The organism is Catellatospora sp. NPDC049609, from assembly GCF_040675365.1.
In the GTDB taxonomy this organism is placed as follows: domain Bacteria; phylum Actinomycetota; class Actinomycetes; order Mycobacteriales; family Micromonosporaceae; genus Catellatospora.
The window spans coordinates 15,859-38,389 of record NZ_JBFAOU010000070.1; the positions used below are offsets into that span (position 1 = coordinate 15,859).

17 protein-coding genes are annotated in these 22,531 nt (G+C 71.8%); 9 read left to right on the forward strand and 8 right to left on the reverse strand.

Features of this window, described 5'->3' with window-relative positions:
* Positions 1-39 precede the first annotated feature (39 nt).
* Positions 40-1,485 (forward strand): aminopeptidase P family protein, encoded by a 1,446-nt coding sequence (locus AB0J67_RS20550; protein WP_363484930.1) that lies wholly within the window; start codon positions 40-42, stop codon positions 1,483-1,485.
* A gap of 141 nt (positions 1,486-1,626) precedes the next feature.
* Here AB0J67_RS20550 and pulA read toward each other — a convergent pair whose 3' ends face one another.
* The gene (gene pulA / locus AB0J67_RS20555; protein WP_363484933.1) at positions 1,627-7,383 is read right to left on the reverse strand and encodes a pullulanase-type alpha-1,6-glucosidase; all 5,757 of its coding nucleotides are present in this window, start codon (positions 7,381-7,383) and stop codon (positions 1,627-1,629) included.
* 256 nt (positions 7,384-7,639) lie between these two features.
* Here pulA and AB0J67_RS20560 point away from each other — a divergent pair, with 256 nt between their 5' ends.
* Complete coding sequence (locus AB0J67_RS20560) at positions 7,640-7,792, forward strand: hypothetical protein (protein ID WP_363484936.1); 153 nt, start codon at positions 7,640-7,642, stop codon at positions 7,790-7,792.
* A gap of 140 nt (positions 7,793-7,932) precedes the next feature.
* Here AB0J67_RS20560 and AB0J67_RS20565 read toward each other — a convergent pair whose 3' ends face one another.
* The 3 genes from AB0J67_RS20565 to AB0J67_RS20575 form a co-directional block, all read right to left on the reverse strand.
* Positions 7,933-8,937, reverse strand: a complete 1,005-nt coding sequence (locus tag AB0J67_RS20565) for a pirin family protein (RefSeq protein ID WP_363484939.1) — start codon at positions 8,935-8,937, stop codon at positions 7,933-7,935.
* A 106-nt stretch (positions 8,938-9,043) separates the two neighbouring features.
* Positions 9,044-9,688 (reverse strand): LysE family translocator, encoded by a 645-nt coding sequence (locus tag AB0J67_RS20570; protein WP_363484942.1) that lies wholly within the window; start codon positions 9,686-9,688, stop codon positions 9,044-9,046.
* Between the two features lie 161 nt (positions 9,689-9,849).
* A complete protein-coding gene (locus tag AB0J67_RS20575; protein WP_363484945.1) occupies positions 9,850-10,203 on the reverse strand; it encodes a glyoxalase in 354 nt (117 codons plus the stop codon).
* 142 nt (positions 10,204-10,345) lie between these two features.
* Between AB0J67_RS20575 and acnA the strand changes: the two genes are divergently transcribed.
* Together acnA and AB0J67_RS20585 are read left to right on the forward strand one after the other, a co-directional pair.
* The gene (gene acnA / locus AB0J67_RS20580) at positions 10,346-13,084 is read left to right on the forward strand and encodes an aconitate hydratase AcnA (protein ID WP_363484948.1); all 2,739 of its coding nucleotides are present in this window, start codon (positions 10,346-10,348) and stop codon (positions 13,082-13,084) included.
* 311 nt (positions 13,085-13,395) lie between these two features.
* A complete protein-coding gene (locus AB0J67_RS20585) occupies positions 13,396-14,355 on the forward strand; it encodes a pirin family protein (protein WP_363484951.1) in 960 nt (319 codons plus the stop codon).
* A gap of 171 nt (positions 14,356-14,526) precedes the next feature.
* Here the strand turns inward: AB0J67_RS20585 and AB0J67_RS20590 are convergent, their stop codons facing one another.
* The 3 genes from AB0J67_RS20590 to AB0J67_RS20600 form a co-directional block, all read right to left on the reverse strand.
* Positions 14,527-15,453, reverse strand: coding sequence for an RIO1 family regulatory kinase/ATPase (locus AB0J67_RS20590; protein ID WP_363484954.1), 927 nt, complete (start codon positions 15,451-15,453; stop codon positions 14,527-14,529).
* Between the two features lie 285 nt (positions 15,454-15,738).
* Positions 15,739-16,407 carry an HAD family hydrolase gene (locus tag AB0J67_RS20595; RefSeq protein ID WP_363484957.1) on the reverse strand — a complete coding sequence of 223 codons (669 nt, stop codon included), beginning with the start codon at positions 16,405-16,407 and terminating at the stop codon, positions 15,739-15,741.
* 83 nt (positions 16,408-16,490) lie between these two features.
* Positions 16,491-17,903, reverse strand: a complete 1,413-nt coding sequence (locus AB0J67_RS20600; RefSeq protein WP_363484960.1) for a DUF2637 domain-containing protein — start codon at positions 17,901-17,903, stop codon at positions 16,491-16,493.
* 209 nt (positions 17,904-18,112) lie between these two features.
* Between AB0J67_RS20600 and AB0J67_RS20605 the strand changes: the two genes are divergently transcribed.
* From AB0J67_RS20605 to AB0J67_RS20625, 5 genes are all read left to right on the forward strand, one after another.
* Complete coding sequence (locus AB0J67_RS20605) at positions 18,113-18,685, forward strand: helix-turn-helix domain-containing protein (RefSeq protein WP_363484963.1); 573 nt, start codon at positions 18,113-18,115, stop codon at positions 18,683-18,685.
* Positions 18,686-19,107: 422 nt separating this feature from the next.
* Positions 19,108-19,875 (forward strand): dimethylargininase, encoded by a 768-nt coding sequence (ddaH, locus tag AB0J67_RS20610; protein WP_363484965.1) that lies wholly within the window; start codon positions 19,108-19,110, stop codon positions 19,873-19,875.
* A gap of 47 nt (positions 19,876-19,922) precedes the next feature.
* Complete coding sequence (locus tag AB0J67_RS20615; RefSeq protein ID WP_363484968.1) at positions 19,923-20,843, forward strand: TIGR04222 domain-containing membrane protein; 921 nt, start codon at positions 19,923-19,925, stop codon at positions 20,841-20,843.
* Positions 20,831-21,664, forward strand: a complete 834-nt coding sequence (locus AB0J67_RS20620; RefSeq protein WP_363484971.1) for a DUF692 domain-containing protein — start codon at positions 20,831-20,833, stop codon at positions 21,662-21,664. Before AB0J67_RS20615 ends, AB0J67_RS20620 begins: the two co-directional genes overlap by 13 nt.
* 149 nt (positions 21,665-21,813) lie before the next feature.
* Positions 21,814-22,242 (forward strand): hypothetical protein, encoded by a 429-nt coding sequence (locus AB0J67_RS20625; RefSeq protein ID WP_363484983.1) that lies wholly within the window; start codon positions 21,814-21,816, stop codon positions 22,240-22,242.
* Positions 22,243-22,346: 104 nt separating this feature from the next.
* On the opposite strand, the gene AB0J67_RS20630 is transcribed toward AB0J67_RS20625, so the two are convergent.
* Positions 22,347-22,531: hypothetical protein (locus AB0J67_RS20630; protein WP_363484974.1), on the reverse strand; the 185-nt coding region annotated here is incomplete at its 5' end.

Genomic DNA, 22,531 nt, shown 5'->3' on the forward strand with positions numbered 1-22,531 from the left:
GGCTCAGAACACACGAAGACATTGCTCGGAGGCGGCAATATGACTGAAGAGAAGAAGGGCACCGAGTCGCACGACCCTGCGTACCCGGAGAAGTTCCTGCAGTTCATGCGCACCGGATGGAGCGACACCGAGCTCCCGGTGACCCTGCGGGCGGAGGCCCCGAACCACGCCAAGCGCCGCGCGGCGCTGTCCGGCGCGTTCCCCGGCGAGACGCTGGTGATCCCGTCCGGGCACGAGATGGTCCGGGCCAACGACACCGACTTCCCCTACCGTCCGGGCAGCGACTTCGTCTACCTGACCGGCGAGCACGACCCCGAGAGCGTGCTGGTGCTGCGGCCCAACGGCTCCGGCCACGACGCGGTGCTGTACGTGCGCCCGCGCTCGCCTCGCGACACCGACGAGTTCTTCAAGGACCGCCGCTACGGCGAGCTGTGGATCGGCCGCCGCCACACGCTGCGCGAGAAGTCCGCGGAGCTGGGCGTCGAGACCGCCCACCTGGACAAGCTGCCCGAGGTCCTCGACGACCTCGCGCCGGGCCGCACCCGGGTGCTGCGCGGCCTCGACCCGCACGTCGACGGCCTGGTCCGGGCCGTGAACCCGGAGCGCGACCGCGAGCTGGCCTGGACCATCTCCGAGATGAAGCTGGTCAAGGACGAGTGGGAGATCGCCCAGCTACAGGACGCGATCGACGCCACCATCCGCGGCTTCGAGGACGTCGCCCGGATCATCCCGGCCGACCGGGCGATCTCCGAGCGCCTCATCGACGGCGTGTTCGGCCTGCGTGCCCGCCACGACGGCAACACCGTCGGCTACAGCTCGATCGTCGGCGCGGGCAGCAACGCCACCGTGCTGCACTGGATCCGCAACGACGGCCGCACCACGCCCGGCGAGCTGCTGCTCATGGACATGGGCATCGAGAACCGCAACCTCTACACCGCCGACGTCACCCGGACGATCCCGGTCAGCGGCACCTTCACCCCGCTGCAGCGCCAGGTGTACGACATCGTGCACCGCTCGCAGCAGGCCGGCATGGACTTCATCAAGCCCGGCGTCACGTTCGCCGACGTGCACACCACCTGCATGCGGGTGCTCGCCGAGGGCCTGCACGAGCTGGGCATCCTCCCGGTCAGCGTCGACGAGGCGATGTCGAAGGAGTCCACCATCTACCGCCGGTGGACCCTGCACGGCTTCGGTCACATGCTCGGCATCGACGTGCACGACTGCGCCCACGCCCGGCACGAGAAGTACAAGGACGGCGCACTCGACGAGGGCTACGTGCTCACCGTCGAGCCCGGCCTGTACTTCCAGCCCGAGGACGAGCTGGTCCCCGCCGAGCTGCGCGGCGTCGGCATCCGCATCGAGGACGACGTCCTGGTCACCAAGGACGGCTGCGTCAACCTCTCCGCGGGCCTGCCCCGCACCTCCGCCGACGTCGAAACCTGGCTCGCCACCCAGCGCGAGGCCGGCCCCCGCCTCCCCGGCTGAGGCCCCGGGGCCCGACCCCCCGAGCCGTTGATCATGAACTTATGGCACGGCTCGACGGCGTGTCCCGTGCACAACTTCATGATCGGCTGAACGACGAAGGGGCGGCCCGCGCGATGCGGGCCGCCCCTTTCGGCTGTGCGGTCAGCGGGTGGTGAAGACCGCCACCGTCCGGCCGGGGACCGTGAAGGCGCCCGTGGACGGGGCGTACGCCGACTGGCGGACCAGCGGGTCGACCGACCCGGCCAGCACCGGGTGCAGGCCCAGCCGTGCGTTCTTCAGCGAGGCCACGGTCTGCGTGGTGCTCGACGGGGTGGCGTTGAAGACCACCACGACCGTCCTGCCGTCCTTGCGGATCACCATCGTGATCACACCCGGCGTCTCGGCCGCCCCGGACAGCGGGAACGTCACCGACTGCTGCACCTCGGCCTGCGTACGCAGGGAGAACAGCGGGCTGGACGAGCGGACCCGCAGCAGCTCGGCGAACCGCTCCCCCGCCAGGCCGATCGCGTCGCAGCCCGGCACCAGGGCCGGATCGGCCAGCAGCGGCTTGGCGTAGCCCCACTTGCTCTCGTTGTCCGCCGCGGGCGGCAGGCCCGCGCCGAACCCGTTGCCGGAGCCGCAGTCCCAGCGGATGGCGTTGAACCAGTCACCGGAGTTGTACGAGTTGCGGTCCAGCGACTTGCTGCGCAGCAGGTCCGAGCCCGCCGTCACGAACCCGGTGCCCTGGCTGAACACCACCGTCGACAGCGCCAGCACCTGCATCCGCGCCCGGTCCGTCGCCGGGGTGTCCTGCGGCAGCTTGTACGCCAGCGCGTCGAACAGGATCTCGTTGTCGTGCGCGTCGACGTACGTCACCGCCTCACCCGGCGCCTTGGTGTACCCGGCGGGCGAGCCGTTGTAGTCCACCTCGGCCCCGGTCACCTGCGCGCCGGTGGAGTCGGTGAACGCGTACCCGGCCAGGTTGCCGGCCAGCCCGACCTTGATCTGGTCCTGCTGGTGCAGCAGCCGCGCCTTCTGCTCGGCCGCCGTGCCGTTGACCGCGTCCCCGTTCGGGTCGGTGAACAGGCCCGACGCGAAGCCCTGGCGGCGCGGGTTGTCGTCGAACGGCCCGCCGCCGCGCACGGCGTCACGCAGCCGGTCGTTGAACGTGGCGATGCCGGTGCCCGCCATGTTCGCCTGCGTGGCCTGCTCGAACCGGGCATCGTCGGCGACCTCGCCGAAGTTCCAGCCCTCGCCGTAGAGCAGGATCGACTTGCCGTCGACGCCGTCGCGGCTCAGCGTGAGCCGGTCCAGCGCCTCGCGGACGTCGAGCAGGTTCTGCTTCGGGTGGTGGCCCATCAGGTCGAACCGGAACCCGTCCACCTGGTACGCCTTGGCCCAGGTGACCAGCGAGTCCACCACCAGCTTGCCCATCATCGCGTGCTCGGGCGCGGTGTTGGCGCAGCAGGTGGAGGTGGCCACGGCCCCGTCCTCCAGCAGCCGGTGGTAATAGCCGGGCACGATCCGGTCCAGCACCGACTTCGGGTCGTCGCCCGCCGCCGAGGTGTGGTTGTAGACCACGTCCAGCACCACCCGCAGGCCGGAGCGGTGGATGCCGTCCACCATGGACTGGAACTCGGTGTTGCGCGCCTTGCCCTCGGGGTTCGTCGCGTAGCCGCCCTCCGGCACGGTGTAGTGCAGCGGGTCGTAGCCCCAGTTGTAGCCGTCGGTGGCGGCCACCGCCGCCACGCACGCCTGCTGCTGCGCCGAGTCCGGCGGCAGCGACGGCAGGTCACAGGCGGGCTGCTGCTGGTCGGCGCGCTGCTCGGGGATGGTCGCGAAGTCGAACACCGGCAGCAGGTGCAGGTGCGAGACCCCGGCGTCGGCCAGCGACCTCAGGTGCTTCATGCCCGCGGTGCCCGGGTCGGTGAAGGCGGCGTACGTGCCGCGCCTGTCCTGCGGCACCGTGGTGTCGGCGACGGAGAAGTCGCGCACGGACAGCTCCTGGATCTGCGCCCGGCCGGTCCAGGCCGGGCTCTTCGCCGCCGGCTTCGGCAGCGCCGCCAGGTCGATGAGCTGGCTGTGCGTGGAGTTCGCCGACAGCGCGACCGCGTACGGGTCGGTGACCGAGGCGGTGACGACCTCCTTCTTCGCGGGCTGCCACACGCTGACCCGGAACCGGTAGTACTTGCCGGCCCAGTCGCTCGATCCGGTCACCTGCCAGACGCCGGTGCTGTCGTCGCGCTGCATCGACACGGTGCGCGGGGTCGCCGCTGGGGTGTCGAACAGCTCCAGCGTGACGTCCTTGGCGGTCGGTGCCCACAGGGCGAGGCTGGGCCTGCCCTTGGCGAAGACAGGCCCGAGGACCGCGCCGCGCGCGCCGGAGTACACGTCGTCGAGCACGCCCGGCACCTGCACGCCGGTCGCCGAGAGCAGCCTGCCCTCGTGGTCGCTCTCGGTGACCACGAGCTGCCCGCGTAGCGCGTTCTTCAGCGTGGCCAGCGACGCGGCCACGTCGAACGCGCCGTACGCCCACAGGTGCGGGAACCTGCGGCGCTGCGCCTCGGACAGGCCGCCCGACGCGTTCAGCCGGATCTTGGTGAACTCGCCGGCCAGCGCGCCGTCCACCACGGACAGTCCGCCGTTCGGTGCGACGACCAGGTCGTACACCTTGCCGTCGGTGTCGTGCTTGGTCCAGGCGAGCGTGCCCCGGTCCAGGAAGTGGGCGGACGACTTCGTCAGGTCGATGTCGAGCGCCGCGCCCTTGACCGACGGCCGCAGGTAGGCCTGCTGCCCGGACAGGATCCACGCCTCGTGCCCGAACGTGGCGAAGTCCAGCCGCTGGTCGGCGGGCAGGTCCTTCTCGTCGCCCCGGTGGATGATGTAGTTCACCCCGGTCGCGCCCTCGACCAGCGGGATCCGCCAGTACGCGCCGAACGCGTCGGTGCCGGTCGGCAGCATCGGGCTGCCCCACTCGACGGGGTTGGCGTTGCCGTCCCACAGGTGCAGGCCCCAGCCGTCGTAGTCGCCGTCGGCGCGGCGGTAGTGCAGCACCGCGGTGCGCTCGGCGGCCGCGCGGGTCGGGTGCACGGTGGCGTCGCCCGACGCGATCCAGGCCTCGCCGACGCCCAGGTCCACGGCGAGGTCGGCGTTCGGGTCCTTCTCGTCGCCCCGGTGCACGATGAAGTTGACCGGCTTGGTGGCGTCGCCTACGGGCACACTCCAGTGTGCCCCGAACGCGTCGGTGCCGTCCGGCTGGCGCGGGCTGGCCCAGTCGGTGCCCGCTCCCGCGCCCAGCCCGTCGCCCCACAGGTGCAGGCCCCAGCCGGGGTACGCCCCGTCCGGCCGCTTGTAGTGGATCTCAGCGGTGCCGGTGGCCGCGGCACGCGAGGTGTAGATCGTCGCGTCGCCGGACTTGAGCCAGATCTCGCCGACCCGGCTCGGGTCGACGCTGCGGTCGGCCTCGACGTCCTTGGCCCCGGCGCCGTTCACCACCAGGAAGCCCATGTTCGTGGCGCCCGGCTTGACCTTCACCCAGGCGAACCGGCCGTAGGAGTCCTCCCCGGCGAACGGCTGCCCCTGCGGCCACGGGTGCTGCATCGAGCCGTCGACGTCGCCCCAGGTGTACAGGCCCCACGGGGCGTAGTCGGCGTCACCGCGCCGGTAGTGCACCAGCACGTACTCGCGCTGCGCGGCCTGCGCGGGCGAGGCCACGGTGATCCCGCTGACCGCGCTCGCGGTGCGGCCCTGCCCGTCCCGGACCACGGCCTTGTAGCGCACGCTCGTGCCCCCGGCCAGGCCGGTCAGGTCGTGGTGCACGGTGTAGTCCGAGATCGCGCCGGACGGACTCGCGGTGCCGAGCAGCTTCCACGGGCCGTCGCCGACCTGCGCGGCGAAGGTGACCGTGGCCAGCGGGTCGCCGGTGACCTGCGCGGTGACCGCGGCCCGGGTGGCGACCTTGGTGCCGTCGGCCGGGGCGATGGTCACCTGCGGGGCGCCCGCCTCGGGCAGCGCCCGGTCGGCACGCAGCACGACGCTGGACAGCGCCGGCACGGTGATCGTCACCTTGCCGTCGGCACCGGCCGTCGGACCGTCGCCCACCGCGGGGTGGAGCTGCCCGAACACCGCTCCCGCGGTGGCCGTGTCCACGGTGACCGCCTTCGGCGCGGTGCCGCTGTTGGCGGCCACCAGGTATTCGACGCGCTGGGCCGGGTCGATGCGGGAGAAGGCGAACACGCCGTCGCCCGCGTGCCGGGTCAGCTGCACGCCGTCGCGCAGCGCCGGGTGCGCCTGGCGCAGCGCGCCCAGGTCGGCGATGGCGCGGTAGAGCGGGTGGGTGGTGTCGAACTGGTCGGCCGCGTGGGTGCGGTCGGTGCCGAGCAGGTCGTCGTCGAGGTAGTCGGCCACCTGGCTGGCGAACATGTCCTGCCGGGAGTCCTTGTCCCCGCCGTTGCCGGTGAAGCCCTGCTCGTCACCGGAGTAGACGACGGGCTGGCCGCGGGTCAGGAACATCAGCTCGTGCGCGAGCCGGTCACGGGCCAGCGCGGACGCCGGGTCGGCCCCGCTGTTGCGGATGAAGGTGCCGATGCGGCCCATGTCGTGGTTGCCGAGGAAGGTCGGCAGCGTGTACGCGTCGGTGCCGCGCGAGGTGTACATGCCGTCGGCGGCGTACAGGTCGGCCAGGCCCTGGCCGGAGCCGCCGGTGACGAAGCCCTGCGCGGCGGCCTGGAAGCCGAAGTCCAGCGTGGCCTGCAGCCGGCCCTGCCGCACGTAGCTCGACATGATCGCCGGGTCGGCCGAGTACACCTCGCCGAACATGAAGAAGTCCGGCTTGCCGGCCTTCGCGGCGTCGGCCGCGATGCCCTGGCTGAACTGCGGCCAGAACTCCATGTTCACGTGCTTGGCGGTGTCGAGCCGGAAACCGTCGACGCCGGTGGACGCGATCCAGTCCGAGTAGATCTTCGTCATGCCGCGGACCACGTCCGGTCGCTCGGTCCACAGGTCGTCCAGGCCGAAGAAGTCGCCGTAGGTGCTGTTCTCACCGGAGAAGGTCGAGTCGCCGCGGTTGTGGTACATCGTCGGGTCGTTCAGCCACGCGGGCACCTTGGCCTTCGCGTCGGCCGAGTTCTTGAACACCGGCGTGTACGGCATCGACGTGCGGTCCACCGCGGGGAAGCCGCTCCTGCCGTCGGCGTAGTTGGCGTCCTCGAAGGACCGGCCGTGCGCGTCGGCATACGGGCTGGTCTTCTTGTCCACGTAGGAGTACTGGTTCTCCTCGTACGCGATGACGTCCGCGGTGTGGTTCACGATCACGTCGAGGTAGATCTTGATACCGCGCTGGTGCGCGAGCTTGACCAGCTTCTTCAGGTCCGCGTTGGTGCCGAAGTGCGGGTCCACCTGGGTGAAGTCGGTGATCCAGTAACCGTGGTAGCCCGCCGAGGCGTCGGCCCCGGTGCCCTGCACCGGCCGGTTCTTGAACACCGGCGCCAGCCAGATCGCCGTGGTGCCCAGGCCCTGGATGTAGTCCAGCTTGTCCATCACGCCAGCCAGGTCGCCGCCGTGGTAGAAGCCCTTGTCGGTCTTGTCCAGGCCGGTCTTGAGCCGGTCGCCGCTCAGCCCGCCCTTGTCGTTGCGGGTGTCGCCGTTGGCGAAGCGGTCGGGCAGCACGAAGTAGAACTGCTCCGCCCGGCGCTGCGGCGCGGCGGCGGCGGCGAGCGCGGCGGCGGCCGGCTCGTCCTGCCAGTACGTCTCTCCGGCCTCGACCCACTGCACGGGGCCGCCGCCGGTCAGGACGCGGATGACCACGATCGGGGCCGCGGCGAGCACCAGCGCCAGCAGTCCGATCAGGAGGATCCTGGTGTTTCTCAAGTTCCCGCGCAGCGGTGCCGCGGTGCGCGCGAGGGCGCGTAGGGCTGCCATGGGCCAACTCCTGCGGAAGGGGTATCGGGGGCGTCACACGAGCATCAGCCGCAACATACGGGTAACTGAAATGTTTCCGCAAGACCTTGCAACCTTTGACGTGTTGCCAGCATCGCCGTGAAACGCCCACCATGCGCCACCCGTCTGAGGTCGCCCGGAAGCTTGCCCACCCTTGCCGCAAGTCGGATATCAGCCGTCAAATAGACCTAATCGGCCGATACCCACCGCGACTCCGGACCGAGAGGTGGAGCCCTCCATGGAAGCCATCACCGAACTGCTGGGCAGCATCCACGACCTGCTGGCCAGCCTCATCGCGATCCTCACCGGCGGCGGCGTGCCCGGCCTGCCCGACCCCAGCCTCCCCCCGATCCCCGAGCTCCCCGTCCCGCCCCTCCCACCCGTCCCCTGACGCACGAAAAGGAAGGGCACCTTCTCAACGCTCCGCGTATAAGAAGGTGCCCTTCCTAACCCCACACCCGGTGGCACCCGGGCACGGGGGTCCGGAGGCCGCCCGGCACCGCTGGGCCGGCACCGGGCGGCGGCACGGGATCAGAGCACGTCGTGGCCCGGGTGGTCGGCGTCGCCCACGTCCACCCGGCGCGGCTCGCTCGGGATCACGCCCAGCTTGCCCGCCTGGTAGTCCTCGAACGCCTGGACCAGCTCGGCCTTCGTGTTCATCACGAACGGCCCGTACGCCATCACCGGCTCGCGGATCGGCAGGCCGCCCAGGATCAGCACGTCCATGCCCGCCGCGTTGCGGCTCTCCTGCACCGGATCGGCCTCGACGGTGAGCACGTCGCCCGGCCCGAACACCGCCAGGTCGCCCAGCTTCACCGGTCGCCTGTCCGCGCCGACCGAGCCCGCCCCCGCCAGCGTGTACACCAGCGCGTTGAAGTCCGGCCGCCACGGCAGCCGCAGCTGCGCCCCCGGCGCCAGGGTCGCGTGCACCAGCGCGATCGGCGTGTGCGTGATGCCCGGCCCGGCGTGCCCGGCGACGTCACCGGCGATGACGCGCAGCAGCACCCCGCCGTCCGGCGAGCTGAGCAGCGACACCTGACCGGCCCGGATGTCCTGGTAGCGCGGCGGCGACATCTTCTGCTTCGCGGGCAGGTTCACCCACAGCTGGAAGCCGTGGAACAGCCCACCCGACACCACCAGCTCCTCCGGCGGCGCCTCGATGTGCAGCAGGCCGGAACCGGCCGTCATCCACTGCGTGTCGCCGTCGCTGATCAGGCCGCCGCCGCCGTGCGAGTCCTGGTGGCGGAACGTGCCGTCGAGCAGGTAGGTCACGGTCTCGAAGCCGCGGTGCGGGTGCCAGGGCGTGCCCTTCGGCTCGCCGGGGGCGTACTCCACCTCACCCATCTGGTCCATGTGGATGAACGGGTCGAGCGTCTTCAGGTCCACCCCCGCGAACGCGCGCCGGACCGGGAACCCCTCGCCCTCGAACCCCGACGGCGCGGCGGTCACCGACACGACCCTCCGCTCGGCGGCGGCCTCGCCCGGCACTGGCACCCGCGGCAGCACCAGCAGGTCTTCGACGGTAACGGCAGGCATGACGCCCTCCTCAGCACTAGCTTTCCCCAACACAATAGTTGAACAGTCAACGATCGTCCAACATTCCCCGGGGATCGGGCGCGCGAGGGCAGGGCAGACAGACGGCTCAGGCCGGGGCGGGGCGGGCGGTGTCGGTGGCCATGCGCACTGCGAGCGCGCCGAGCATCGTGCCCATCAGGTAGCGCTGGGCGCGCAGCCATACCGGCCGGCCCGACAGGAACCCGGCGATGGCGCCCGCGGCGAGCACGATCAGGCCGTTGACGGTCACCGCGACGGCGATCTGCACCGCGCCCAGCGCGAACCCCTGCGCCAGCACATGACCTGCTTCAGGCTGGACGAACTGCGGGATCAGCGAGAGGTACATGATCGCGATCTTCGGGTTGAGCAGGTTGGTGACCAGGCCCATCGTGAACAGCCGCCGGTTCGAGTCCGGCGGCAGCGCGGCCGGCTCGAACACCGACACCCCGCCCGGCCGCAGGGTCTTGAAGGCCAGCCAGCCGAGGTACGCCGCACCGGCGAGCTTGACCGCGAGATAGAGCTGCGGCACCGCGACGAAGATCGCCGAGAGCCCGAGGTTCGTGGCCGTCAGATAGACCAGAAACCCCACCGCCACGCCCGACAGCGACATCAGTCCCGCCCGCCGCCCCTGGGTGATGCTGCGCGACACCAGGTACATCATGTTCGGCCCGGGCGTCAGCACCATCGCCAGCGCGACCGCGAACACTCCCAGCACCGCACCCCACGTGATCATGCATCCACCCTCCCCCCGCTACCGGGTTCAGGCGACAGCCAATCCGCATCCCGTGGCCCTAACGACCCCACTGGCCCTCGGCCGCAGCGTTGATCATGAAGTTAGGGCAGCGACACGCCGTCGAACACGCCCATAAGTTCATGATCAACGAACCCGCAGGGCTAGGCGGCGATGAACTCGAGGCGGTTGGCGTGGGGGTCTTCGGTGTGGAAGCGGCGGATGCCGGGGATCTCGTCGTTGGCCCAGGTGACGGGGTAGCCGGCCGCTGCCACGCGGGCGGCGAGGGCGTCGAGGTCGGGGCGGAGCAGGGCGGGGTGGGCCTTGCGGGCGGGGCGGAAGTCGTCCTCGACGCCGAGGTGCAGCTCGCTGCCGAACTCGTCGGTGAACCAGCAGCCGCCGCGGGCGGCGAGCACGGGCGGCTTGGGCTTCTCGGTCATGCCGAGGACGCCGACGTAGAAAGCCCGCAGGACGTCCTCGCTGCCCCGGGGGCAGGCGACCTGTACGTGGTGAATCACATCCCGGAGTCTGGCACGGGCTTGCGCGCAAAACAAGACGGACGTACGGTTTAGTTCGGCGGGGGCCACCCCGAGTAAGTCTTGCCTTACCTGCCCCGGCCCCGGCCCCTGCGAAAGACTCAAGAGCTGTAACACACCCGCTGTGAAGGAGTACGACGTGGCGAGCCTCGACACGTTCGGTGCCAAGAGCGAGCTGCGCGTCGGTGACGCCAGCTACGAGATCTTCCAGATCAACAAGGTGGAGGGCCACGAGCGGCTGCCCTTCAGCCTGAAGATCCTGCTGGAGAACCTGCTCCGCACCGAGGACGGCGCCAACATCACCGCCGATCACATCCGCGCGCTGGGCGGCTGGGACCCGGCCGCCGAGCCGAGCGTGGAGATCCAGTTCACGCCCGCCCGCGTCCTCATGCAGGACTTCACCGGCGTGCCCTGCGTCGTCGACCTCGCCACCATGCGCGAGGCCGTGCGCGACCTGGGCGGCGACGCCTCCAAGGTCAACCCGCTGGCCCCGGCCGAGCTGGTCATCGACCACTCCGTGATCGCCGACGTGTTCGGCCGCCAGGACGCGTTCGAGCGCAACGTCGAGATCGAGTACGGCCGCAACCAGGAGCGCTACCAGTTCCTGCGCTGGGGCCAGACGGCGTTCAACGAGTTCAAGGTCGTGCCGCCGGGCACCGGCATCGTGCACCAGGTGAACATCGAGCACCTGGCCCGCGTGGTCATGCCGCGCGGCGGCCAGGCGTACCCGGACACCGTGGTCGGCACCGACTCGCACACCACCATGGTCAACGGCCTGGGCGTGCTGGGCTGGGGCGTGGGCGGCATCGAGGCCGAGGCCGCGATGCTGGGCCAGCCGGTCAGCATGCTGATCCCGAAGGTCGTCGGCTTCAAGCTGTTCGGCGAGCTGCCCTCGGGCACCACCGCGACCGACCTGGTGCTGACCATCACGCAGATGCTGCGCAAGCACGGCGTGGTCGGCAAGTTCGTCGAGTTCTACGGCTCCGGCGTGACCGCGGTGCCCCTGGCCAACCGGGCGACCATCGGCAACATGAGCCCCGAGTTCGGCTCCACCTGCGCGATCTTCCCGATCGACGCGGAGACCATCGCCTACCTGGAGCTCACCGGCCGCTCCGCCGAGCAGATCGCGCTCGTCGAGGCGTACGCCAAGGAGCAGGGCCTGTGGCACGACCCGTCGGTCGAGCCGGTCTTCTCGGAGTACCTGGAGCTGGACCTGTCGACGGTGGTGCCGAGCATCGCCGGCCCGAAGCGCCCGCAGGACCGGGTCGAGCTGACCCAGGCCAAGACCGCGTTCCGCGCCGCGCTGCCGGACTACGTCGACGACGACGACACCGACGAGGCGGGCAAGGAGAGCTTCCCGGCGTCGGACGCCCCGGCGCACACGGTGACCCGGGCCAGCAGCCCGACCCCGGTGACCGCCGCCGACGGCACGGTCTACCACCTCGACCACGGCGCGGTCGTGATCGCGTCCATCACCTCCTGCACCAACACGTCGAACCCGCAGGTCATGCTGGGTGCGGCGCTGCTGGCCAAGAAGGCGGTCGAGCGGGGCCTGCGCGCCAAGCCGTGGGTGAAGACCACGCTGGCGCCCGGCTCCAAGGTGGTCATGGACTACTACGCCAAGGCCGGCCTGGTGCCGTACCTGGAGAAGCTCGGCTTCCACCTGGTCGGCTACGGCTGCGTGACCTGCATCGGCAACTCCGGCCCGCTGCCGGAGGAGATCAGCGCCGCGGTCAACGCGTCCGACCTCGCGGTGGTGTCGGTGCTGTCCGGCAACCGCAACTTCGAGGGCCGGATCAACCCCGACGTCAAGATGAACTACCTGGCGTCCCCGCCGCTGGTCGTGGCGTACGCCATCGCCGGCAGCATGGACGTCGACCTGGTCCACGACCCGCTGGGGGTGGACGCGGACGGCAAGCCGGTGTATCTGGCCGACATCTGGCCGACCCCGGCCGAGGTGCAGGAGACCATCAACCAGGCGATCTCGGCGGAGATGTTCACCAAGGACTACGCCGACGTGTTCGCCGGCGACGAGCGCTGGCAGGGCCTGGCGACGCCGACCGGTGACACGTTCGCCTGGGCCGGTGACTCGACGTACGTGCGCAAGCCGCCGTACTTCGAGGGCATGGCGGCGCAGCCGTCGCCGGTGAGCGACATCGCCGGTGCCCGGGTGCTGGCCAAGCTCGGCGACTCGGTGACCACCGACCACATCTCGCCCGCCGGCTCCATCAAGGCGGACTCCCCGGCCGGCAAGTACCTGGCCGAGCACGGGGTGGACCGCAAGGACTTCAACTCGTACGGTTCCCGCCGCGGCAACCACGAGGTGATGATCCGGGGCACCTTCGCCAACATCCGCCTGCGCAACCAGATCGCGCCCGGCACCGAGGGCGGCTTCACCCGCGACTTCACCGTCGCGGACGCCCCGGTGACGACGATCTACGACGCGAGCGTGAACTACCAGGCCGCGGGCGTGCCGCTGGTGATCCTGTCGGGCAAGGAGTACGGTTCCGGCTCCTCGCGCGACTGGGCCGCCAAGGGCACCGCGCTGCTGGGCGTGAAGGCCGTCATCGCCGAGTCGTACGAGCGCATCCACCGCTCGAACCTCATCGGCATGGGCGTGCTGCCGCTGCAGTATCCCGCCGGGCAGACCGCCGACTCGCTCGGCCTGACCGGCACCGAGACCTTCACCATCACCGGCGTGGAGGCCCTCAACGCGGGCACCACCCCGAAGACGGTCACGGTCACGACCGACTCCGGCGTCACCTTCCAGGCGGTCGTCCGCATCGACACCCCCGGTGAGGCGGACTACTACCGCCACGGCGGCATCCTGCAGTACGTCCTCCGCAAGATGCTCGAGAGCTGACCCTCCCCGCGAGGTAAGGAAGGGCACCTTCTTAACGCTATGCGTTGTAGAAGGTGCCCTTCTTAACGTGCTGTGCCGGTGGGCGCCGATCGTCACGGTGCAAGATCGCGACTTTGTGTCCGGACGTGAGGTCTCACCGCACTTTCCGACACGAATCAACGATCTTCGCCCTGGGCCACCGCCGCGGCCGCCGCTGTGTCCGGCTGCCCCGGCCGGTCGGGGTTAAGAGGGTGCCCTTCCTCTACGCATAGCGTTAAGAAGGTGCCCTTCCTTTCGTGGGCGGGGGTTCGGCGGCGGACTAATGTCGTTGCATGAGCAACGTTGAGGCGGCGCCGGTGGAGACGGCCTGCGGGCATGAGCAGGTGCCGGAGGGGCCGACGCACGAGCTGATGCCCGGCCGGGAGGTCGTGCTCGGCGGCCCGCGGGGCATGGCGGTCAGCCGGACGCTGCCGCACAAGGAGCGGCGCATGGTCGGGGCCTGGTGCTTCGTCGACCAGTACGGCCCGGCCGAGCACGACATGCGTGTCGCGCCGCACCCGCACACCGGCCTGCAGACCGTGACCTGGCTGGTCGCGGGCGAGGTGCTGCACCGCGACAGCATCGGCAGCGAGGCGCTCATCCGCCCCGGCCAGCTCAACATCATGACCGCGGGGCACGGCATCGCGCACTCCGAGGAGTCGCCGGCCGGCCGGACCGGGCCGCTGCACGGCGTGCAGCTGTGGGTGGCCCTGCCCGAGCAGGCGCGGTCGGTCGCGCCCGCGTTCGCCCACCACGCCGACCTGCCCGTGCTGACGCGGGCCGGGGCTGTGCTCACGGTGCTGCTGGGCGAGCTGGACGGGGCCGTGTCGCCCGCGACGGCGTACACCCCCATCATGGGCGCGGAGGCCGCACTGGACGGCGGGGCCCGGCTCACGCTGCCGCTGCGGTCCGATTTCGAGTACGCGGCGCTGGTGCTCGACGGCGCCGCCCGCGTCGACGGCGTGCCGCTGGCGCCGGGGACCCTGCTCTACCTCGGGCGCGAGCGCACGTCGCTCGACCTGGCCACCGACGCCCCGGCCCGGGTGCTGCTGCTGGGCGGCGAGCCGTTCGACGAGGAGATCGTGATGTGGTGGAACTTCGTCGGCCGCAGCCACGACGACGTCGCCGCCGCCCGCGAGCAGTGGATGGCCGGCGACCCGCGCTTCGGCGAGGTCACCGGCTACGACGGCGCGCCACTGCCGGCCCCCGTCCTGCCCAACGCGCAGCTCAAACCCCGCGGCCGCCGCCGCTGACGCGTCGCCGCCCCGACGCCCGCCCCGCCCGCGCGGCGTCCGGGACGCCGTCGAGCCCCCGGACCGCGGCCAAGATCCGTCGATTTGCCTGGCACATGGGCGAATGAGCGTTCAAGATACGCCCATGTGCCAGGCAGGTCCGGCGATCGTGGCCGGGCTGACCGGAGGCGGTCAGCGGACGCCGGCTTCGGCGAGGAGCTCGGCGGTGATGGCCTGCTCGTCGAGGCCGGTCAGGCCGCGAGCGGTGAACCAGGTCGCGACGTTGTGCACGTCCCGGGCCAGGAACCGCTTGCCCTGCGGGTTGGCCACCACGTCCACGATCTGCGGCAGATCGATGATGACCAGCCGCCCCTCGTGGACCAGGATGTTGTACGGCGACAGGTCGCCGTGCGCGAACCCGGCGCGGGCCAGCACGGTCAGGCCCAGCACCAGCTGCTGCCACAGGTCGGCGAGCCCGGCCTCGTCCTCGCGCACCTGCGCCAGCCGCGGCGCGGCGGTGCCGTCGGGCGCGCCGATGAACTCCTGCAGCACCTCGGTGCCCAGGATCTGCACCGGGTACGGCGTGAATGGCGCGACGTCGAGCTGCTGCGCGATCTCCCACAGCCGCACCAGCGCGCCGAACTCGGCCGCCGCCCACTGCCCGGCGATGGCCTCCTTGCCGAACGCGCTGCGGTTGGCCATGGCCCGGTTGACCCGGGACTCCTTGTCCCGGCGGCCTTCCAGGTAGCCCGCGTCGCGGTGGAACATGCGGTGGTCGTGGCTTCGGTAGCGCTTGGCCGCCAGCAGGCAGCCGCGGTCCGTGCCGGGCACGTGCCGGTGCAGCAGGAAGACGTCGGCCTCCTTGCCGGTCTTCAGCACGCCGCGCTCGACGTCGACCGCGGCCAGCTCGGTGACCAGCCAGTCGGGGTGCGGATGCGGCCCGCGCTCGGTCGGGGTCGACAGGTCCCAGGTGGACCAGCGGTCGCCGAACTCAGGCTTGTCGGGAGTCTCGTCCCACTCGATCTCTGCGGCGTACGACTTCTCGAAGGTCAGTTCGTCGTCGTCGAAACGGTTCCGGCGGTTACCGCGGCCGGCGCGCGGAAAGTCGTGCTCTCGCACTGGAGGTGCTCCTTGGTCGGAGAGAGGAAGAAAGAGGCGAAACGCGGGCAGCGCACAGCGACAGCGGCAACCATTCGGCTCAACTCCCTTCTCTCTCCGCCCAGGGCGATCCCCCGGGGGCACGAAACAACGCCGCCGAGTCTGGCGAACCCGGCGCCCACCTGTCAACCGATTTTCTGCTGCGGTCCGCGTCACACCCGGCCGCGGAGTCGATCAGGAACCTGTGCCCATGACACGCCGTCGAGCCGTGCCATAAGTTCATGATCAACCGCAAAAAAAGGGGGGTCAGCGCATCATGCGGTGGGGTGGGTCGGCGGCCAGGACGGCGGCGACGGCCTGGATGGCGCCTTCGGCTATGCGGGTGGGGCCGAAGCGGCGTTCGGTCCACTGGCGGCCGCGGTGTATCCAGACGCTGGGGATGCCGATGGTGGTGGCGCCGCCGATGTCGGCTTCCGGGCTGTCACCGATCAGCCAGGCGCCACGCAGCCGCATCCTGGCCCGCTCCGCGGCGATCTCGAAGATGCGCGGGTTGGGCTTGCGGCAGTCGACCTCCTGCGAGACCACCCAGTCGGCGACGAAGCGGTCCAGGCCGGTACGCCTGATCTTCGCCTCCTGCTGGCGGGTCTCGCCGTTCGTCACGATCACAGGCACCCAGCCGGCGTCGCCGGCGATCCGCAGCGCGGCGCCGACCATCGGATCCAGCCGCGTGCACTCGATCTGCCCCTCGTGCAACTCCTCGACCAGGTCGATCACGGAGTTGCGCAGTCGATAGCGGTCACGGATCGCGTCGGCCAGGTCCCAGCGCGACGTGAGACCGTCCGCGTCGGCGTCCACCAGCCAGTCGATGTCGTACGGCGGGGCACTGATCTCGGACAGGAACCGAGTACCCCACGTCCGGAAGGCGCCTGCGCGGTCGACCAGTGTGTTGTCGAGGTCCAACAGCAACAAAGGCACGCGGGCACGATACGTGACTCAGGACACGCTGGTGAAGCCCCCCGCGTGCGCGAAACGAGCCGGAACCGAAATCGATCTCGCGTTCACACCAGATCCGCGTCGACGCCGAAGGTGTCGCGCGAGCGGGCGGCCTTGATCTGCTGGCGGGCCCAGGTCTCGCTGGGCGTCCGGCCGTACTCCCGGGTCGCCCACTCGCGGACCCCGCCCACGGTGACCTCCTCGCCCCGCGACAGCGCGTCGGCGATCATCCGCTGCACCGGCTCCTGGATGTGGTTGAGCATCCCGCGCGAGGTGATCTCGCTGGTGTCCGACAGCGGCCGGTGGCCCATGGGCTCGCGGCCGCCGCCCGGCGCGCTCCACACCGACTCCAGGGTGGCGCGCAAGGCCGGGTCGAGGATCGTGCCGCGCTCGTCGCGCTCGGGTGCCTGCGGTGCCAGGGCGGCCGGCTCGGGCTCCGACGGCGCGGGCGGCTCCGGCGGGCTCGGCTGGTAGGGCACGGTCTGCGGCAGCTGCTGCGGCGCGACCAGGTGCTGCCCCGCCGACGGGGACCCGTGCTGGGCGGACCCGTTCGGGGTGGACCCGTTCGGGAGGGACCCGGCCTGGTGCGGCATCGGCTGGTGCGGCACCAGCGACGCGCCGCCCGGCACCTGTCCCCCGCGCCAGCTCGCCGAGCGCGCCCGGCGCACCTCGGCCTTGGCCTGCACCTCGACCAGCTTGGCCTGCTGCTCCTCGCGCACCAGCAGCGCGCCGTGCAGGCGGCGCTGGCGCTTGGCCTCGCGCACGTCCTCCAGGTGCCCCAGCGCGTTGCGGACGCTGGGCCGGGTGCCCTCGGCGGGCGGGTACACGATCCAGGCGCGGCGGGCCGAGAAGGTGGACAGCGGCGCGTACAGCCAGCGCTGGCCGAAGCGCGGGTAGCGGGTCTTGAGCGCCACCTCGTCGTCGTAGCCGGCCATGAACTGGTCCAGCAGCTCGTGGAACATCGCCATGCCGGCGAACGACAGGAACGCCAGGTAGAGGCCCGCCCAGATGGACCACTTGTCGCGGCCGTGCACGAAGTTCAGCGTCGCCGACACGGTGGCGGCGGCGAGCACGATCTTGTACGCCCGGCCGGGGTGGCGGCCGCGCTTGACCGCCACGAACGCCCACGCGCCGAACGAGATGCTGATGCCGTCCAGGCTCAGCGGCACCAGCACGTTGGTCCAGTGGTCCCAGCCCATCACGTCGGCGGCGAACCCGGTGAGGCCGATGAAGGACACGCCCATCACGGCGAGCCAGACCAGCAGAGTCGGGATCAGCGCCGCCAGGAACAGGCTGGTGTCCTTGGCCTTCTCCGCGCGCGTGCCGTACGCCTCCGGGTGGGCCAGCCGGCGGCCGCGCCGGTGCCCCGCCGACCGCGCCAGCGGCACGCCGATCAGCAGTGACACCGTCAGCACGGACACCACCAGCACCATCACCCAGGTCGGCACCCAGGTCTCGGTCAACTGTTCCAGGTCCACAGCTCGCATCCTCCCCGGCCGGCGCGGACCCGTTGGCCCGCAGCCGTTGTGCCCGGCGTCGCCTTACTGCCCCCGACGCTCAACGCACGCCGGCCGCGGAGGATTCTTCCATGCGGTGCGGACACGCGCGATGCGTCGCAGATCTGTCACGCATGGTCAAGCCGTACGTACGGATTGCATGTGACCGGCCGACCTGCGAAGATCGGCATGTGCCCAGGGTGAGTCAGGTCCAGCTCGACGCGCGCCGCCACGAGATCCTCGCCGCGGCCCGGGCCTGCTTCGCCCGCTACGGCTACGAGGGAGCCACGGTGCGCCGCCTGGAGCAGGCGACCGGGCTGTCCCGGGGCGCGATCTTCCACCACTTCCGGGACAAGGACTCACTGTTCCTGGCCGTGGCCGAGGACGACGCGGTGGAGATGGCCGCCACGGTCGCGGCCAACGGCCTGGTCCAGGTGATGCGGGACCTGCTGGCCCACGCGGCCGACCCGGACGCGGCGGGCTGGCTCGGCACCCAGCTGGAGGTCGCCCGGCGGCTGCGCACCGACCCGGCGTTCGCCCAGCGCTGGGCGCAGCACTCGGAGGCGATCGACACCGCCACCCGCGAGCGCCTCAAGCGCCAGGCGTCGGCTGGGGTGCTGCGCGAGGACGTGCCGCTCGACGTGCTCACGCACTTCCTGGAGCTGGCGTACGACGGGCTGGTCAAGCGCCTGGCGATGGGCGGCTCGGCCGACGACTTCGGCCCCGTGCTGGATCTGATCGAGGAGACGGTCCGCCGCCGCTGAGCAGGCCGCCGGATATGACGAACCCCGGGGATCCGCACGGGTGTGCGGGCCGGCTGGACAAGGCCGGACATCCCCCGGGGCTCGGGTGGCTCCCTTGGATTCGCCAAGCCGCTGACACACGGCCTCGACGCTCCAGTCGAACCTCAGGTATCGACAGAAGTGCAGTCGATGACAGCCGCTTAGCGGGCAGCCACCTCACGTGTCCTGTAGCTACTCAAAGCTGGACCACCTCCTTTCCCGTGTACCGCCGACACTATCCACGCGATCACGGGATCGACAAGATATTTTCTCTGCGGCTCCGGAGGCGTACAGTGCCGCCCCATGGGCGCACTCAAACCGTGGCACATCGTGCTCAGCGGCACCTGCTGCCTCACCGTCCTGGCGGTGGTCGCCGTGGTCGCGCTGCTGGTAATGCGTAAGAGATGAGCGAACGCACCGTCGCGCTGGTCCGCGAGCCCGGCCCACGCCTGCCCGAGGGCATCGTCACCCACCTCGACCGCAGCGAGATCGACCTGTCGCTGGCCCGCGCCCAGCATGTGGCGTACGCCGACGCGCTGGCCGGGGCCGGGTGGGAGGTGTATCCCGCGCCGTCGGCCGACGACTGCCCCGACGCCGTGTTCGTCGAGGACGCGGTCGTGGTCTGCGAGGACCTGGCCGTGCTCACCCACCCCGGCGCGCCGGCCCGCCGCGCCGAGCTGGCCGGCGTCGAGATCGCGGTGCGCGAGCTCGGCCTGCGCGTCGCGCGCATCGCCGCGCCGGGCACCCTCGACGGTGGTGACGTGCTGCAGGTCGGCACGACCGTCTACGTCGGACGCGGCGGGCGCACCGACGCCGAGGGCATCCGGCAGCTGCGCGAGCTGCTCGCGCCGCTCGGGCGCACCGTCGTGCCGGTGCCGCTGGGCGAGGTGCTGCACCTGAAGTCCGCGGTGACCGCGCTGCCCGACGGCACCTTCCTGGCACTGCCGCACCTGGTGCCGACCGGGCTGTTCCCCGCGGTGCGGCCGGTCGAGGAGGAGGGCGGCTGCCACGTGGTGCCGCTCGGCGGCGACCGGGTGCTGCTCGCCGCGTCCGCGCCGCGTACCGCGGACCTGCTGGCGGATCTGGGCTTCACCCCGGTCGTGGTGGACATCGGCGAGTTCGAGAAGCTCGAAGGCTGCGTCACCTGCCTGAGCGTCCTCGTGCGCGTGTAGTGGCGGTGATGGTTCATCATGGGGGCTCCCTCGACGAAGGAGCTTCCATGGCCGACACCTGGGGCATCCCGGGCCCCGTGTTCCTGGCGTGGTACGCCGTCGCGGCGGCTGTCGTGCTGGTGACCACCCTGGTCCTGCGCTCCCGGGCGTTCGCGGGGCCGGACCAGGTGCGCGTCGACCAGCTGTCCCCGCAGCACCTGGCATACCTCAACGGCGGGCCGGCGCTCGCGGTGTACTCCTCGCTGGCATTCCTGCGCCAGCACCACGTGCTCGAGACGTACGACGCCGGCCGGCTGCGCCGCGTCGGCGGCCTGCCGCCCGGCGCGAGCGCGCTGGACGCGGCCGTGCTGCACGCGGCGGGCAACGGCGTGCAGTCGTCCTCGCTGCGCACCGACCGCAGCGTGGCCCAGGCCCTCGACTCGATTGACGCCGATCTGCAGCGCGGCGGCCTGACGGTGCAGCCCGAGATGGTCGCGCGGGCCCGCCGCGGCCCGCTGCTGCTGCTCGCCCTCGCCGTGCTCGGCGCCGTGCGGGTCTTCGCGGGCATCGCCAACAACCGGCCGGTCGGCTTCCTGGTGGTGCTGGTCGGCGCGGTCGTGTTGGTCAGCCTGGTGCTGCTCGGCCGCCGGCCGCGGCGCACCCGGGCCGCCGAGCGCGCCCTGGCCGACGCCCGCCGGCACCACGCCCACCTGCGCCCGCAGCTGAAGCCCGCGTTCTCGACGTACGGCCCGGCGAGCACCGCGCTGGCGGTCGGCCTGTTCGGCGCGGCGGTGCTCTGGGCCGCCGACCCGGCGTTCGCCGGGGACGCCGGTTTCCCCGAGGAGGAGCGGCACCTCGGCGGCGGCAGCAGCGGCTGGAGCGACGGCGGCTCCTCCTCCGGCGGCGACGGCGGCTCGTCCGGCGGCGACGGCGGCGGGAGCAGCTGCGGGGGCGGTGGCGGCTGCGGCGGTGGCGGGTGCGGCGGGTGACCCCGCTGGCCGGGCGGGGCGTCGGCATCGGCTGGCGCCCCGAGATCGCCGGTTTCGTCGCCGAGCTGCCCGGCCTGCGGTTCGTCGAGGTCATCGCGGAGTCGCTGCCGCACTCCGGTGAGCTGCCGCAGGAGCTGGCCCGGCTGCGGGCGGCGGGCGTGGCGGTGATCCCGCACGGGGTGAAGCTGTCGCTCGGCGGCGCCGAACCCGTCGACCCGCACCGGGTGGAGCACCTGGCCCAGGCCGCCCGCGCCACGGGTGCGCCGCTGGTCAGCGAGCACATCGCGTACGTGCGGGCGGGCGGGGTCGAGGCCGGGCACCTGCTGCCGCTGCCGCGCAGCCGGGAGGCGGTCGACGCGGTCGTCGCCAACGTCGCGCGCACCAGCGCCGAGCTGGACGTGCCGCTGGCGCTGGAGCCGATCGCCGCGCTGTTCGCCTGGCCCGACGACGAGCTCACCGAGGCCGCGTTCCTGACCGAGATCCTGGAGCGCACCGGCGCCGGGCTGCTGCTCGACGTCGCCAACGTGTACGCCAACGCGCTCAACCGGGGCGAGGACCCGCTCGACCTGCTGGACGCGCTGCCGCTGGAGCGGGTGGCGTACGTCCACGTCGCCGGCGGCCGGGTGCACGACGGCCGCTACCACGACACGCACACCGACCCGGTGCCGGTGGAGGTGGTGGAGCTGCTGGCAGCCCTGTGCGAGCGCCACCGCCCACCCGCCGTGCTGCTGGAACGCGACGGCCACTACCCACCCGCCGCCGCCCTGCGCACCGAGCTCGACGCCCTGTCCGCCGCCACCGGCTACCCGTCGATCACATGACCTCCCACCCCCCGCCCCCCACCCCCGGCGGACCGCCAGTGGTCGCGCAGTTTCGGGGAAACTGCAGCGTGGAGCGGCTGGATAACGGCAGTTTCCCCGAAACTGCAGCCGCAGACTCGGCGGGCGGGCCGGGTGCCGCGCCCGGTGGGTTGGCGCGGCGGCAGGCGGAACTGGTGCGGGCGCTGGTCGCGGGTGGTGTGGTCCCGGCCGGATTCGACGCGGGAGACGTCGGCGCGACCCGCGAGGCGCTGCTGCGCAAGCGGGCCGAGGAGGTCGCGCGGGCCTGGCCCCTGCTGGCCGCCGCGGCGGGCCCGGGAGCGTGGCCGTCGGCGTTCGCCGCCTGGGCCGCCGGACGCGCCCCGCAGGGCTCGCTGCGCGACGGCTGGGACTACGCCCGCGCCCACCGGCCGCGCGACCCCGCCGCGGCGCGCGAGCTGGCGCTACGCGAGCTGCTGTGGGCGTACGACGGGAAAAGCGCGCCGAAGCCGAGACGCGGCCCGGCGCTCCGCCTGCACGCCGGCGAGCTGCTCGTCCGCTGGCGCGGCCACGCCCTCACCCGCCGCCTGCGCCGCCCTTGATCGTCCGACTTGCCTGGCAGATGTGCGTATCTTGAGCGCACTTTCGCCCATGTGCCTGGCAAGTCGGACGATCATGACGCCCCCGGGCGGCAGGCGGGGATGGGTCAGGCGGCGGTGTCGGCCAGGTGGGGGGAGTCCGGGACCGCGTCGAGGCGGGTGAGCCGCGGGGACTGGGTCGCGAACTGGGTGCGGTAGAGGTCGGCGTAGAGGCCGCCCTCGGCGAGCAGCTGCTCGTGGGTGCCGCGCTGGACGATCCGGCCGCCGTCGAGGACCAGGATCTGGTCGGCCT